Genomic DNA, 14,361 nt, shown 5'->3' with positions numbered 1-14,361 from the left:
TTAGGCGAGTGCTTCACGTGCGCGACGGGCGAGTTCGGTGGCTCCGGGGACTTTCCGCCGCTGGTAGATCCCGAGGGTGGACCGCAGTGATGTGATCGCTTTACGGGTGCGGTCGGAGGTCATGCCCTCCATGAGAGTCAGAGCCTGCGACCAAGCGGCGACCGCCTCGTCGGCGCGGGCTTGGACTGCGAGGCTGTCGCCCAGGTCGGCGTAGGTGAGGGCGTGGACCCGCTTGTACTTCACGGGGTCCCAGCGGACCAAGGCGTCGCGGTGCTGTTGTTCGGTACCTACGTGGTCGGCGAGGTCGGTCAGCGTGCGCGCGGTGTGGCTGGTCACAGTGCCGACGGCAGGGCCGCTGACGCGGGAGTAACTGGGCTGAGGGCCGTCCTCGCGCAGGAGAGCGTCCTCGGCGGCGAGCAGAGCGCGGGCGGCGGCGGGCTTCTCGCTGGTGGCGGCGTAGGCGCGAACGTGGGTGATGTGGAGCAGGGCCTCGGTCTGGCCGTCGATGTGGCCGACACCCTGGGCGAGCGCAGCTTCGGCCAGGGCAATGCAGTAGTGGGGCTGCTTGAGGCTGAGGGCTTGGTGGGCAAGGGCACGCATCATCCAGGCGGCGTGGCCGTGCGGGTCAGCCTCGCAGGCGAGCTGGTAGCCGACGCGGTAGTAGCGCTGGGCGGCGCCTTCCTGGCCAAGATCTTGGTGCTTCCAGCCTGCCAGGTAGGCGAGTTCGGCAACTGCGCCGAACGCGGCCTGGCGTAAGGGCTCTGCGGTGAATCGTCCGCGGAGCAGGGGAGCGGCGGTGTCGGCCAGGTAGGCAGTGACGGTGGTCAGGCCGTGGCCGCCGCCGAGGCGTTCGTCGGCCGCGCTGAGCGCGGCGGTGATCTCGCGTACGACGTCCACGTCCTGCGCACCGACCAGCCCGGTGGCGGTACGGGCACGGAGCATGCGGGCGGTGGCTTCGTGATCGTAAGCGAGCGGCATGGCGACGCCTGCGGTGGTGAAGGCGGCGACCGCGAGGAAGCGGCGGCGCTCGACGTCGGCACGGCCCAGATCGGTCACCGCCAAGACCGGGTCGGCTTCGTCCTGATCGTTGCCGTCAGACCTGCCCGCGCCGATCTCGGTCGGTGTGACGATGCGGCCAGCTCGGCGGGACAGCGCTTCGGCAAGGTACTGACTCGTTCGGCCGCTCGGCTGGCGAGTTCCGTTGGCCCAGTGGGAGATGGCCGACTACCCACGCTGCGTGACGAGCGGTTCACCTAATCGCAGCCGCCCGGCACGGTCCGAGTTCCGACCGTGATCCAGGCTCCCCCCCTGATCCGGGCGGCTCCCCGAAGTTCCGTACACCCGCAAGGAGTCCGGGCATGCCTATGCCCGCTCCCGGCCCATCAGAGACGGAGACACGGTGACCACCATCGAGACCACGACCATCACAGTCGAGTTGCCCGAGGCGTTCGACACGCGCTGGAGCCGACTGCCCGGCATCCACGTCGACGGCCGGCGCATCACCATCGACCCGGCCGAGTACTTCTACCGCTTCGAGTCCCACACCTGGCTCATCGCCGACTGGGAGCTGGTCAAGTCACAGCTCCTGGACGTGGACGAGACGACCGAGAGCGCGGTCGAGCGGCTCGCGCTCGACTTCATCAAGCAGCACAGTCAGCCCACTTCGGATGCGGTCCAGGTGCTGGCCATCGCGTTCGAGGTGTACGCCTACCTGTTCCGCGAGGAACACCTCGCAAGCCTCGGCCTGCCGCGGATCACCACCGACCACCTGCGGATGCTGCGTGAGGCCGCCACGCTGATGGCGCTGAACAAGGTCGAGCTGGACGGGCACATCTCGAACGTGGGCCCGTGCTGGCTCTTCCCCGCCGCCACCTCCGTCGTCTTCGACCTGTCCGACGAGATGGGCGGCCTGCTCGACGAGGCCTACCACGGTGGCTGGTTCAACGAGCACCGCCGCATCGAGTCCATCAAGGCCCACGCCGCGCTCGGCGGGCGGCTCGTGCATGGCTGCCAGTCCGTGCCGGACCAGTCCGGCGGCGTGGTCGCACCCTACGGTGCCTCGATGGCCACCTTCCGCGACGACCTTGCCGAGTTCAAGGCTGGATGGATCGAGCAGGTCTACGCCCACCGCGTAGCCCCCACCGCACAGCCACCGCCCCACCCGGCTCCGGGGCGGGCCAGCACCGTCGCCCGCCCCGGACGCCCTCAATCACAGGCGTCCTTCATGGACGCGTCGCTGAATGCCGATCTCTTGGACAGCGTGCTGACCGCTGCCGGTCGCCCCTCCGCCGTAACGCGCGAAGAGGTGCGCGTCTGGTCCATGTCCGGCGTCGAACGCCTGACCTTCTCCGACGGCGCCACCGCCATCTTCAAGTACGCCAAGAAGCCCTTCGACAGCGAAGACCAGGCCCTCCGCCTGGCGCACACCCTCGGCGTCCCGGTCCCGAAGGTCCACGCCTCCGCAAGTCTGGACGGCTGGCTCGGGATGCTGCTGGAAGACCTCGGCGCCCCCATCCGCGACGCCGACGACCTTGACGGTGCCGCCGCAGCCGTTGTCCTGCACTCCACTCGTAGGGCAGCGTCCCTGCCCATCCTTGATCAAGAGGCCCTGCGCTCCCTGCCCGGCCAGGCACTGGACCACCTCGACGACCGGCTCCGCAAAGCCGAGCGATGGCAGGACGCGGACGACATCGAGGCGGCACTCGACCGGCTTGCCCAGGCCGCCGAAGCACGCTCGACCGAGGCCACGGTGGCGCCGTTCGGCTGGGTGCATTCCGAGTTCCACCCCACCAGCCTCCACATCGGCCAACGCGGCTGGCGTCTGCTGGACTTCGCCCGTCCCTTCACCGGCCCCGGTCTGCTCGACCTCGCCAGCTGGCACGGCACCCTTGAGGAGCCCGACCCCGTACGCCTGCGCGTATTCCTGGAGACCTACGTCGCCGAGGGCGGCACCCCTGATGCGCTCGCCGAGCGCGGCGGTCTCGCTGCGGAGAAGTGGGCGCTGGGATGGCATCGCATGTGGGCGGTGGAGTGGTTCATGGAGCAGGCTATCCGGTGGATCAACGACCCGGCCACCGACCCCGAGTACCTCAAGGTCGTGCGCCGCCACCTCACAGACGCCCTCCGGCTGCTGGAGGTATAGATGCTCGCCCAGGCTTCCCCCTGGTACGCCCACGCTCTCCAGCGCACGGCGGCAGGACCCGCCGAGCCGCTGAACGTACCCGCTCGGCTGGAATGGACCACACGGCCAGGCAGCGGTCCCGGCTCCGAGATCCTCCAGCTGGGCCCGCACCGCAGACGAGTGCTGGAACTCGGCTGCGGCCCCGGCCACAACGTGGCTCACCTGGCCACCAAGCATGCCGCCCAAGTCACTGGTGTCGACCTGGTCGGCCTCCAGGTCCGAAGAGCCCGCTCGCATTACGGGCGGCTGCGCAACCTCGACTTCGTCGCCGGCCACGCCCTGCACTACCTGCAGGCAACCGAGGAGCATTTCGACGCGATCTACTCCGTCTTCGGTGCCGTCGGCCTCGTCGCCCCGCAGGTCCTGCTCCCTGCTGTCGCCCAGCACCTCAAATCCGGCCGCACCCTCGCCTTCTCCGTCCCCCATCCCCAACGCGGCGGCAGACCCCCTTGCGCCGACGACCGACCGTGACGCGATTTCGTCACCCTCCCCGATCGCACCCGACTGCCCGTGCCTCGCTGGGACTTCGACACTAGCCGTAGGTTCTCTGTCGATGCCCGATGGTCGGGTAGGGCATCCAGAACTGGCCGCGTCCGAGGCCAGGCGGCGGGAATTTACCCCGTGTTCCCTCAGGACCCAAGCGCAGCGCGTGCCCGTCGCTCGGTTGCCGGTACGGGGCGGGTGGGATCTGCGCGAATCGACCATCAGGCGGCGCCTGAGCGAACAGTCCCCGAGGCCGACCACAGCGGAAGAAGCATCGGCGAACCTGGTCTCTCGTACCTGCTCGTCCGCCTCCTGAGCAGGCAGTACCGGAGCGTCCGCTCACGCATCGCTCACGCACGAGCCCCCAAACGACGGAGCGCCCCGACCGAAGAATCTCGGTCGAGGCGCTCCCCCGCAGGTCAGAGGCGTGAGCCTCTCACTTCGTCCTGTAGGCCATGTCGGACTCGAACCGACAACCAACGGATTAAAAGTCCGCTGCTCTGCCAATTGAGCTAATGGCCCCCGGCAGGACTCCCAAGAGCATAGCTGCCCGGGTCCCGGGGGCCGATCCGGTATTGCGTACAGGGTGGGTTCCCGGGGGCGGCCGGCCTGTGCGCGGCCGCCGGTGGGAGGGGGCGGGAAGGGGTCGGGAAGGGGTCAGAAGAGGGATTTGTAGTACTGCCAGCCCGTTGTCAGGGCGCGGCGGGCGCCGAAGCTGCCCTTGCCGTCGCCCTCGTTGCGGAAGATTCCGCCCGCCGTGTCACGGACCATCAGGTCGGCCTTGCCGTCGCCGGAGACGTCGCCGACCCCGGCGATCTCCTTGTAGCCGATGCCCCAGCCGGTGAAGACCAGGACGCGGTCCTTGAACTGGCCGTTCGGGGTGCCGTCGTAGCGCCACAGGTCGCCGTTGGAGGCGCGGGCCAGCAGGTCGCCGTGGCCGTCGCCGTTGAGGTCGCCCGCGCCGATGACGTGGGAGTACGCCTTCCAGTTCGGGCGGATCTTCACCGGTGCGGCCAGTTTGCCGTCGGGCTTGGCCGCGAACAGGAACACGTCGTACGTGGTGCCGTGGCGGGCCACCAGGTCGGGGCGGCCGTCGCCGGTCAGGTCGCCGGGGGAGGTGAGGACGTTGTACTGCTGGTAGCCGGTGCCGATGCGGGTTTTCGGTCCTGTGGGGTTCACCGCGCCCGTGCAGCTGCCGTCGTAGCGGTCGAGGGCGCCGCTTCCGTCGCGGACCAGGACGTCGTTGCAGCGGTCGCCGCCCAGGTCTCCGTACGGGACGAAGGTGGTGTCCTTGGGCCAGCCGCCGGACTGGGTGAGCCGGTCGGTGCCGTTGGTGCCGAGCTGGTGGGTGTGCAGGGTGCCGCCGGTGGTGAAGGTCATCACGTCGCCGTAGCCGTCGCCGTCGTAGTCCCGGGGGGTGTCCTTGGCGCCGGAGAGGTAGAGCGCGCCCGAGGCGGTCTTCTGGGCGCCGGTGCCGTCGCCGGCGTCGGTGGTCAGGGTCCAGGTGTGGCGGCCGCCCACGACGACGTTGCCCTTGTCGTCCTTGCCGTCCCAGACGGGGGCGATCTGCGCGCCCTCGCGGGCGGTGCCGGTGCGGGTGGCGAGGGTGCGGCCCTGGTGGTCGGTGAAGGTGACGGTCCAGCGGGCGACCGGGCGGGAAAGGAGGAAGCGGGCGTTCCAGGGGTCGTCGGAGGCATCGCGGGCGACGGCAGACCCGTCCACCTGGGACTCGACCACGGAGACGGCCTGGCGGGCGATGCCGGTGGGCTTGAGGTGGATGCGCTGCTCGGGGTCGGTGTAGGCGACGTGGCCGCCGTACGCGTCGACGGTCCACTCGCCGACGGTGACGCCGGGGGCGGAGAAGTCGGTGGTGGTGCCCTTGAGGAGGTCGGTCAGCTTGAGCTTGCCGTCGCCGGAGTCGGTCACGACGAAGCCGTCGCCAAGCTTGCCCCACGCCGGGGCGGCGATGTTCTTCTTCGTGGTCAGGTCCAGGACGCCGGACTTGGCCCCGGCACAGTCCCAGTACAGCCAGCGGCCGACGGCCTGGAGCGAGGTGGGGACGCAGCCGGAGCCGGTGTTGACGGCCGGGGTGGTCTGCTTGGTCTTCAGGTCGTACGAGTCGACGGTGCCGGCGGTGGCCGCGGGCTTGTAGAGCTTGCTGCCCCAGAGGGCGGCGGCGGTCTGGGTGGGGCGGGTGAGGACCTCGGAGGTGCCGTTGTGGTCCTCGAAGTCAGTGACGTACTGCTTGCCGTCAGCGGCGTTCACGACCGCGTAGCGGCCGGAGGCGGAGAGCAGGTCGGTGGCTGCTGCGGGCGTCTCGGCCATCCGCAATTCGTCGGGGGCGGTCGGCGAGTGGATCCTTCCGGACTCCAGGTACGCGGAGCGTCCGTCCCCCAGAGCGGTGAGGGACGACGGTACCGGGCCGACGAACCTGTGACGGAGCGCGCGCTCCCCGGGTGTGGGTGCGCCGGTGAGCGGCAGGTCGTGCTCGTACAGACCGGTGGGCGGGCTCCCGTCGTTGTCACTGCGGTAACCGAGCCTGCCGCCTCCGATCGCCAGGAGGTCCCTCGGCGCGGGGACGGGTGGCAGGACCTGGAGGGTACTGACCTGGGGGGTGCCGTCCGGCCCGGTGGCGATGCGTCGCACGGCCCAGTCCTTGGGGCCCGTACCGCCCTGGACCAGCGCACTGCCGTCGGGGGCGATGGGCAGCGGAGCGCCCGCATGCGGCAGCAGTTCCTTCGCGGCCCCTCCTGCCAGCGGGATGGCCTGTACGGGACCGCCCGGCGCGGGGTCGTTGGCAGGGTGGCGGATCAGCCAGTCGCCCACGAAGGCGTACTGGGCGTACCCGGTGGCGAGCGGGAAGGTCATCGGAGTCGCTGCCAGGTCCGTCCGCGGCACGACGTGGACCTGGCGGGATTTGTCGGCCCAGGCAAGGTGGTCCTTCCCCAGCACGACGACGTCAAGGGAAGCGACACCTTGCGGGAACGGCGTGAGCTTGGCTGTTCCGTAGTCGAGGAGGTAGGGGGTGGCGACCTGTCCGTCCGCCGCACGCAGGTTGAGTACGGCACCACGCAGGTCCTGATGGTTGTCCCATGTCATCGGGATGTAGGCCACCAGGAGGTTCTCCGGCCCACCCGTGACCTGCTGGTCCTGCACCTTGCCGTCCACCAGCCGCCGAATGACCAGGGCCTTGGGAGAGGTGGGAGTGGCATTCCGTACCAACACGGCCGAGTCAGCGGTGTACGCGCGCGTCCAGAAATCACCGGAGGCCAGCGGAATGCTGGTGTCGGTGCCCGTCTCCAGGTTTCTCAGCAGGACGTGCCGCGACGGAAGAGTCTGGTCCCTGAGCCAGGCAGCCACACCGGAATGATCGCTGGCGGCCAGGGACACCGGGCGGTCCTTGCCGGTCGCGTAGTCGGTCCACACGTGGTCCCGCGTGCCCTCCGGGCGGTGGACGAAGCCAGTGGCCCCGGCCGAAAGCAGTTCGTCCCTCCGTGGGAGATCCCGTATCTCCGCCGGGATCACCACCTCCCCCGCCGGATCCGCCTCCACAGCCACCGCCGCGCCCCCCAGCACCGGCACCAGCCCCACGCCCGTACCCAGTACGGCCGCAACCGCCACGGCGGATCTCAGTCGCGTACGTCGATTCATCGGCATTGCCCCTCCCCGGGCAGCCCGGAGAAGGGGCGGTCGGCCCCTGGCCCCCCGGCCGCTCCCCATACAAGTCGCCGGAGCGTAACAGCAGTTCCGGATGTGGCGGAAGTGAAAAGAGAAAAGGGCCCGCTCGTGAAGAGCGGGCCCTTTTCAGGGGATTACTGCCGGTTCAACCGACTCGGGTTCAACCGACTCGGGCTGGCTCAGGCTGACTCAGCCGTTGCGCTTCCAGCGCGGCTTGTCGTCGCGGCGGCCGAAGGAGCCGGTGCCGGTGCCGGTGGAGCTGCCCCGGTGGTCGCCGCCACGGAAGCCGCCGCCGGAGGACGGACGGTCGCCGCCGCGGAAGCCGCCCGAGGGACGGTCGTCACGACGGTCGCGGTTGAACGGACGGTCGCTGCCACGGTGGCCACCGGACGGACGGTCGTCGCGGCGGAAGCCGCCACGGTCGCCGCCCCGGTCGTCACGGTCGTCGCGGCGGAAACCACCGGACGGACGGTCGTCGCGGCGGAAACCACCGGACGGACGGTCGTCACGACGGTCGTTGCCGCGGTAGCCGGTGGCCGCCGGGCGGTCGCTGCCGCTGCGCTCGCCGCCACGGAAGCCACCGCGGTCGTCACGACGGTCGCCGCCGCGGAAGCCGCCGGACGGACGGTCGTTGTCGCGGCGGAAGCCGCCACCGGCGGGACGGTCGTTGCGGTCGTTGCCGCGGAAGCCGCCACGGTCGCCACCCCGGTCGTCACGACGCTCGAAGGAACGGCCACCACGGTCGCCGCCCCGGTCGTCACGACGGTCGCCGCCACGGAACCCGCCACGGTCGCCACCGCGGTCGTTGTTGCCCCGGTAGCCACCGCGGTCGTTGTCACGGCGCTCGAAGTTGCCGCGGTCGTCGCGGCGCTGGCGCTGCTCCTCCGCCGCCTTGGCGGCAGCGGCGGCCTCGGCCTGGGCCTCTTCCAGGGCCTCGGCCTCGGCGGCGGCAGCGGCCTCGGCCACCGCGGTCTCCGGGTCCTCGCCACGCTCACGGGCGGCACGGGCGACCAGACGGTCGGCCTCCTCGCGCAGCTCGCTCGCACGGCGCTGGACGCGCTCCAGCTCCTTGGCGAGCTCCTTGGCCTCGCGCTCGGCCTGCTTGGCCGAGTTGGTCGCGGAGTCGGCCTGGACCTCGGTCAGCGAGCGGGCGCCGGTGATCTCGGCGACCTCCGGGTCGAACGCGCCCGAGCCGCCGACGATGTGACGCGAGGCGTCGACGCCCGCGTCCTCCATCAGGCGGAAGATCTGGCGGCGCTGGTGCGGCAGCGACAGGGAGACGACGACGCCGGACTTGCCGGCACGGGCGGTACGGCCCGAGCGGTGCAGGTAGTCCTTGTGGTCACCGGCCGGGTCCACGTTCAGGACCAGGTCGATGCCGTCGACGTGGATGCCGCGGGCGGCGACGTCGGTGGCGACCAGGGCGTTGACGTAGCCCTTCTTGAAGTCTTCGAGGACGCGGGTACGGGCGCCCTGCGTCATGCCGCCGTGCAGGGCGTCGGCCTTGACGCCCGAGTCCTGGAGCTGCTCGGCGATACGGTCGGCGCCCAGCTGCGTACGGACGAAGATGATCGTGCGGCCCTTGCGGGCGGCGATCGCGGCCGTGACCGGCGCCTTGTCCTTCGGCTTCACGACGAGGACGTGGTGGGTCATGGTCGAGACGTTGCCCTGCGCGCTGTCGACCTCGTGCGTGACGGGGTTCGTCAGGTAGCGCTTGACCAGGGTGGAGATCTCGTTCTCCATCGTGGCGGAGAAGAGCATCCGCTGGCCGCCGCCGGGGATCTGGTCGAGCAGCTCGGTGACCTCGGGCAGGAAGCCCAGGTCCGACATCTGGTCGGCCTCGTCGAGTACGGCGATCTGGACGTTCTCCAGGGAGGCGGCGCCACGGTTCAGCAGGTCGCGCAGACGGCCCGGGGTGGCGACGAGGACGTCGACACCGCGCTCCAGGGCGTAGATCTGGTTGCCCATGGAGGTACCGCCGCAGACGACCTTCATCTTCAGGCCGAGCACGTCGCCGTACGGCTGGAGGGCGTCGGCCACCTGCATCGCGAGCTCACGGGTCGGCGTGAGGATGATCGCGCGGGGCTTCTTCTTCTCGGTGGTGCCGCCGGCCAGCGAGGCCAGGGTCGGCAGACCGAAGGAAAGGGTCTTGCCGGAGCCGGTACGGCCACGGCCGAGGATGTCCTTGCCGGCCAGGGCGTCCGGGATGGTCGCGGCCTGGATCGGGAAGGGCGCGGTGACGCCGTTCTGGGCGAGCTTGCGGACGATGCCCTCGGGCAGGCCCAGGTCGGCGAAGGTGACGCCGGGCTCGGCGTCGGCCTGGTCGGCCTCGACGTCGGCGGCAGCCTCGACGTCGGCAGCGGCCTGGACGTCGGCGACAGCCTGGACGTCAGCAGCGGCCTCGACAACCTCGACCGTCTCCGCCTCGGCCTCGGCGGCCTCGACGATCTCGGTGGCGGCCTCTACGACCTCGGTGGCGTCGACCGTCTCGACAGCCTCGACCGACGCGGTGTCGAGCTGCTGCTCGGCGTCAGTGGGCATGGCGGTGCGGTCAGAACTGGAAATAGACATGCGGATGCGAAACCTCTCGGAGTCTCGGCACGCGCCCAAACTCCGTGAATCGCAAGTGAAACCGCCTCGATGCGGTCAGCCACGGCAAGGGAGAGTACGCGCCACACGGCGCTCTTCTGTGTCGGCGCCGGGCAATGGGATCAAACGATCTATAACCATACGCACCCTCCCCCACACCTGGCAAATCGGCTGCCCTACACCGCTTCCACCTGCGGATTTACCGGTGGCCCCACGCGCGCTCCGGGAAAATGCCCGCTCCCGGAACCGTGAGAGGTCCTGCGGTATTCCACCGGCTCAGGCGTCCCCGCCGCCCGGTTCTCCGCCGGGGGCGTCTCGGACGGCGTCGGCGGCACGGTCGGCTCCGGCGGCTGGGTCGGCGTCTGCTCCGGCGGGCTGCTCACCGGCGGTTTCGTCGGCGCGGGCGGATCGGAGGGCCGGGGCGCCGACGGCGTCGGCAGCCCGGCCGACCGCGAGGGTACGGCGGCCCCCGGCGACGGCGTGGCGCCCGGCGCGCCCTTCCCCGGCGTGGCCTGCGGGCCCGGGGTCGCGCTGGGCGCGCCCGGGGGCGCGGCCGAGCCGTCCGCGCCGTCCGCGCCGCCCTCGCCCCGGGACACCGGCCTGCCGTCGGTACGTCGTCCCTGCCCCTCGCCGCCCACCGCGGCGCCGCCGTCAGGCCCCGCCTGCTCCTGCTTGGCGGCGGGCCTGGCCGGCAGCGGTTTGCCCCCGTCGTCGCTCACGCTCATGCAGCCTGCGGAAGCCGCCACCGCGAGCGCCGCGGCGGCGAGTCGGACAGGGGTGGGCAACTGGCGCACGGGCGCACCTCCGGAATGACGGCCCCGGGGCGACGGCCCGGACTCAGGGACACACGGGTCCACGGGTCAACGGAGCTGCGGCGATCGGGAAGCCGTAGGGCGGGAACTGGGGTCAGCCCTCTCAACTCCCTTTGCCCCGCCGGGGACACGCGCCCGCACCCGACCGCCACCGCGCCACCACCGCGCCCCCACCCCCGGCACACCCGGAGCACACGGCGCCCGCACGCCCTCGCACGCCCCACCCGCCCCCCTGCCGAGCCGCCCCCTCAGCCCCCGAACGCGTTCCCCAGCGCCAGCCCGAGCCCGACCGCCCCCAGCCCCACCAGCACGGACACCGCCACGTTCGCCGCCGCGAGGAACCGCTCGCCGCCCTCCGCCAGCCGCAGCGTCTCGTACGAGAACGTGGAGTACGTAGTGAGCGCCCCGCACAGCCCCGTGCCCACGAGCAGGTGTACGGACGAGGAGGCCGCGCCCACCGCGACCGCCCCGGTCACCACCCCGAGCACCAGGCTCCCGCCCGCGTTCGCCGCGAGGGTGCCCCAGGGGAACCCGGAGGAGTGCCTCGCCCGCACCGCACGGTCCGTCAGATACCGCAGCGGCGCCCCGACAGCCCCGCCGATCACCACCAGCAGCCAGTTCACCCGGCCCGCACCGCCCTGCCCACGACCCCGCGCGTCACCGTCGCCGCCACCCACACCGCACCCACCGCCCCGACCACCGTTCCCAGCGCGTACGAAAGCGCCGTGAGCACCTCACCCCGCCCGAGCAAAGCCACCACATCCATCGCGTACGTGGAGAACGAGGTGAAGCCCCCGAGCACCCCCACCCCCAGGAACGGGCGCACCAGCGGATGCGCCCGCGCCCCGCGCCCGTCCTCGGCGACCAGCACCATCAGCACCCCGATCAGCGCGGACCCCAGCACATTGATCCCGAACAGCGCCCACGGAAAGCCCGCACCGGAAGCGGGCCACAGCAGCAGCGCCCCGTACCGCGCCGCCGCACCGAGCGCCCCGCCCACCGAGACCACCGCGAGCACCGCCCCGCCCCCGGGCTCCTTCACCCGTACCCCAGCGCGTGCAGCCGCTCGTCGTCGATCCCGAAGTGGTGCGCGATCTCGTGCACCACGGTGATCTCCGTCTCCGCGACCACGTCCTCCCGGTCCTCGCACATCCGCAGCGTCGGCCCCCGGTAGATGGTGATCCGGTCCGGCAGCACGCCCGCGTACCACTCGCCGCGATCGGTCAGCGGCGTGCCCTCGTACAGGCCGAGCAGCTCCGGATCGTCCTTCGCGGGCTCGTCCTCGACGAACACCGCGACGTTGTCCATCAACCGCGTCAACTCCGGCGGTATCCGGTCCAGGGCCTCGGCGACCAGTTCCTCGAACTCCTCACGCGTCATCTCCAGCACGCGCCCATTCTCATGCACCACCCGGCATGCCCGCCCGCGCTCCTGGGCATACGGGCCCAATGGCCCGAGCACTCCGTGCACCCCGTGCCCACCACCTGCGAACCGCCGCCGCCCGGCTGGTACGCCACTACCGCTCGCACCACACCGCCCCCACCAGCACCCTGGCTCACACGCCCCACCCGTGGGCCAGGGCGCTCGGGCTCCTCGCCGTGGTCCTCCTCGGCGCCTGGCTGGGGCTCCTGGTCGTCGGCGCCGTCCGCGCTCCCGTGGGTCCCGTGGACACCACGATGACCCTGCGCCCCTCCCTCGCCGGCGGCACCAAGATCAACGTGTCTCCCCTGGGCGCCCTGGAACTCGACTCCCACACCGCCCCCATCCGCCTCGACGTGGACGTCGACCAGCTCGACCCGGAACGCTCCTCCGCCCTGGTCAGCCACCCGGAACGGATCTCCGGCCTCCAGGAGGAGATCACCGGGGACGTCGCCGCCGGAACCCTCGACCTGGCGCTGCGCTCCTCCGTCGCGGTCCTCGCCGGCGCCACCGCCCTCGGGCTCGTGGTCTACCGCCGCCCCCGCCGCGCCCTGGCCGCCGGGGGTCTGGCGCTCGCCCTGCTGACGGCCTCGGGCGTCACCGCGTACGCCACCTGGAACCCCAAGTCCGTACTGGAGCCGAAGTTCTCCGGCCTGCTCTCCTCGGCACCCTCGGTGGTCGGCGACGCCCGCAGCATCGTGGCCGAGTTCGACGTCTACCAGAAGGAGCTGGCCCGCCTGGTCACCAACGTCACCAAGCTCTACGACGCCACCTCCACCCTCCCCGCCTACCAGCCGTCCCCCACCACGATGCGCGTCCTGCACGTCTCGGACATCCACCTCAACCCGGCGTCGTGGCACATCATCGGCTCGCTCGTCGAGCAGTACGACATCGACGCGATCATCGACTCCGGCGACACCATGGACCACGGCAGCTCCGCCGAGAACGCCTTCCTCGACCCGATCCCCGACCTGGGGGCCCCGTACATCTGGGTCCGCGGCAACCACGACTCGGCGGCCACCCAGGCGTACATGTCCCGGCTCAAGAACGTGCACGTGCTCGACCACGGCGACGCCGTGACGGTCGCGGGCGGGCTGCGCGTCGCGGGCATCGGCGACCCGCAGTTCACCCCGGACCGCTCGGTCAAACCCCAGGGCGACGCCAACGAACGCGTCGCCGGGGTCCAGCTCGCCGCCGCCCTGCGCGACCAGAAGGCGGCCCGCACTCCGGCCGACATCGCGGTCGCCCACAACCCGATCGCCGCCGCCCAGACCGACGGCGAGGTCCCGCTCGCGCTGGCCGGCCACACCCACGAACGCAAGACGGAGATCCTCAGGCGCGGCACCCGGCTGATGGTCGAGGGCTCCACCGGCGGCGGCGGACTGCGCGCGGTCGAGGACGACAACCCCCAGAAGATCCGCGCCTCCCTCCTCTACCTGGACCGCGACACCCGTCGGCTGCAGGCCTGGGACGAGATCACCCTGGGCGGTCTGGGCCTGACGACCGCCGAGGTCAGCCGCCATCTCCCGGCCGAGAACAGCCCTGCGGAAAAACCCGCCGACAAGCCTCCGGCCACCCCCGCTCCGGGGGCCCGGTAAACCGTTTTGGCGATCGCCCCGGGCATCGCCTATGCTTCTGAACGTCCCCGACGCGCTGCAAGGCGCACAGGCGGGCCAATTAGCCCTCATCGTCTAGTGGCCCAGGACGCCGCCCTTTCAAGGCGGTAGCACGGGTTCGAATCCCGTTGGGGGCACGCAATACCTGTGCGAGACTTCTGAGAAGTCCGTCTCGCACATGCTTGGTCCTGTGGAGCAGTTTGGAGTGCTCGCCACCCTGTCAAGGTGGAGGCCGCGGGTTCAAATCCCGTCAGGACCGCTACGGATCGCAAGATCCGAGTGGCTGGGTAGCTCAGTTGGTACGAGCGATCGCCTGAAAAGCGATAGGTCGCCGGTTCGATCCCGGCCCCAGCCACCACTTACCGAAGGCCCCGATCCCCACCAGGATCGGGGCCTTCGGCGTTCCCGCACACAGCCGCCACGCAGCCGTCACACCTCCGCGTACGGGTCCTGGGGGGGGGGGGACCCCCCCCCCCCCCCCCCCCCCCCCCCCCCCCCTTCCCCCCCCAACACCAAAGAGGAAAGAAAGCAGTCCCGGAAGACCCTCTTTGTTCCCCCCCCCGCCACCGCCCCCCAAAAAAAC

9 protein-coding genes, 4 tRNA genes and 2 pseudogenes are annotated in these 14,361 nt (G+C 71.2%); 7 read left to right on the top strand and 8 right to left on the bottom strand.

Annotation, left to right across the window (positions count from 1 at the left end; genetic code table 11):
* Window positions 1–1,218 carry a tetratricopeptide repeat protein gene (locus tag ACZ5PB_RS34835; protein WP_468696872.1) on the bottom strand — a complete coding sequence of 406 codons (1,218 nt, stop codon included), beginning with the start codon at window positions 1,216–1,218 and terminating at the stop codon, window positions 1–3.
* Window positions 1,219–1,399: 181 nt separating this feature from the next.
* On the opposite strand from ACZ5PB_RS34835, the pseudogene ACZ5PB_RS34830 reads away from it, so the two are divergent.
* The 3 genes and pseudogenes from ACZ5PB_RS34830 to ACZ5PB_RS34820 all read left to right on the top strand — a co-directional run.
* A pseudogene (locus tag ACZ5PB_RS34830) lies at window positions 1,400–2,146 on the top strand (hypothetical protein); the annotation flags it as partial.
* A 78-nt stretch (window positions 2,147–2,224) separates the two neighbouring features.
* The gene (locus tag ACZ5PB_RS34825) at window positions 2,225–3,142 is read left to right on the top strand and encodes a phosphotransferase family protein (protein ID WP_468696870.1); all 918 of its coding nucleotides are present in this window, start codon (window positions 2,225–2,227) and stop codon (window positions 3,140–3,142) included.
* Window positions 3,143–3,769 (top strand): annotated as a pseudogene (locus tag ACZ5PB_RS34820) (class I SAM-dependent methyltransferase); the annotation flags it as partial.
* A 344-nt stretch (window positions 3,770–4,113) separates the two neighbouring features.
* On the opposite strand, the gene ACZ5PB_RS34815 reads toward ACZ5PB_RS34820, so the two are convergent.
* The 7 genes from ACZ5PB_RS34815 to ACZ5PB_RS34785 all read right to left on the bottom strand — a co-directional run bounded on the left by ACZ5PB_RS34815 (window position 4,114) and on the right by ACZ5PB_RS34785 (window position 12,132).
* A tRNA-Lys gene (locus ACZ5PB_RS34815) sits at window positions 4,114–4,186 on the bottom strand.
* 135 nt (window positions 4,187–4,321) lie between these two features.
* Window positions 4,322–7,315, bottom strand: a complete 2,994-nt coding sequence (locus ACZ5PB_RS34810) for an FG-GAP-like repeat-containing protein (protein WP_468696825.1) — start codon at window positions 7,313–7,315, stop codon at window positions 4,322–4,324.
* Between the two features lie 216 nt (window positions 7,316–7,531).
* Complete coding sequence (locus tag ACZ5PB_RS34805; RefSeq protein ID WP_468696823.1) at window positions 7,532–9,913, bottom strand: DEAD/DEAH box helicase; 2,382 nt, start codon at window positions 9,911–9,913, stop codon at window positions 7,532–7,534.
* A 194-nt stretch (window positions 9,914–10,107) separates the two neighbouring features.
* Window positions 10,108–10,725, bottom strand: coding sequence for a hypothetical protein (locus tag ACZ5PB_RS34800; protein WP_468696822.1), 618 nt, complete (start codon window positions 10,723–10,725; stop codon window positions 10,108–10,110).
* 266 nt (window positions 10,726–10,991) lie between these two features.
* Window positions 10,992–11,366: a fluoride efflux transporter CrcB gene (crcB, locus tag ACZ5PB_RS34795; protein WP_468696821.1), complete on the bottom strand. Its 375-nt coding sequence runs from the start codon at window positions 11,364–11,366 to the stop codon at window positions 10,992–10,994.
* Window positions 11,363–11,785: a fluoride efflux transporter FluC gene (locus tag ACZ5PB_RS34790; RefSeq protein ID WP_468696819.1), complete on the bottom strand. Its 423-nt coding sequence runs from the start codon at window positions 11,783–11,785 to the stop codon at window positions 11,363–11,365. The genes crcB and ACZ5PB_RS34790 overlap by 4 nt, the downstream gene beginning before the upstream one ends.
* Window positions 11,782–12,132: a metallopeptidase family protein gene (locus ACZ5PB_RS34785; protein ID WP_185032214.1), complete on the bottom strand. Its 351-nt coding sequence runs from the start codon at window positions 12,130–12,132 to the stop codon at window positions 11,782–11,784. Before ACZ5PB_RS34785 ends, ACZ5PB_RS34790 begins: the two co-directional genes overlap by 4 nt.
* 59 nt (window positions 12,133–12,191) lie before the next feature.
* On the opposite strand from ACZ5PB_RS34785, the gene ACZ5PB_RS34780 reads away from it, so the two are divergent.
* The 4 genes from ACZ5PB_RS34780 (at window position 12,192) to ACZ5PB_RS34765 (ending at window position 14,136) form a co-directional block, all read left to right on the top strand.
* Complete coding sequence (locus ACZ5PB_RS34780) at window positions 12,192–13,760, top strand: metallophosphoesterase family protein (RefSeq protein ID WP_468696817.1); 1,569 nt, start codon at window positions 12,192–12,194, stop codon at window positions 13,758–13,760.
* A gap of 82 nt (window positions 13,761–13,842) precedes the next feature.
* Window positions 13,843–13,915 (top strand) — tRNA-Glu (locus ACZ5PB_RS34775).
* 47 nt (window positions 13,916–13,962) lie between these two features.
* A tRNA-Asp gene (locus tag ACZ5PB_RS34770) sits at window positions 13,963–14,037 on the top strand.
* 22 nt (window positions 14,038–14,059) lie between these two features.
* A tRNA-Phe gene (locus ACZ5PB_RS34765) sits at window positions 14,060–14,136 on the top strand.
* The last annotated feature ends 225 nt before the right edge of the window (window positions 14,137–14,361 follow it).

It is taken from the genome of Streptomyces sp. NPDC032721 (genome assembly GCF_055579625.1).
Note: the sequence above shows the minus strand (reverse complement) of the source record. Positions and strands in the feature narration are given on the sequence as shown.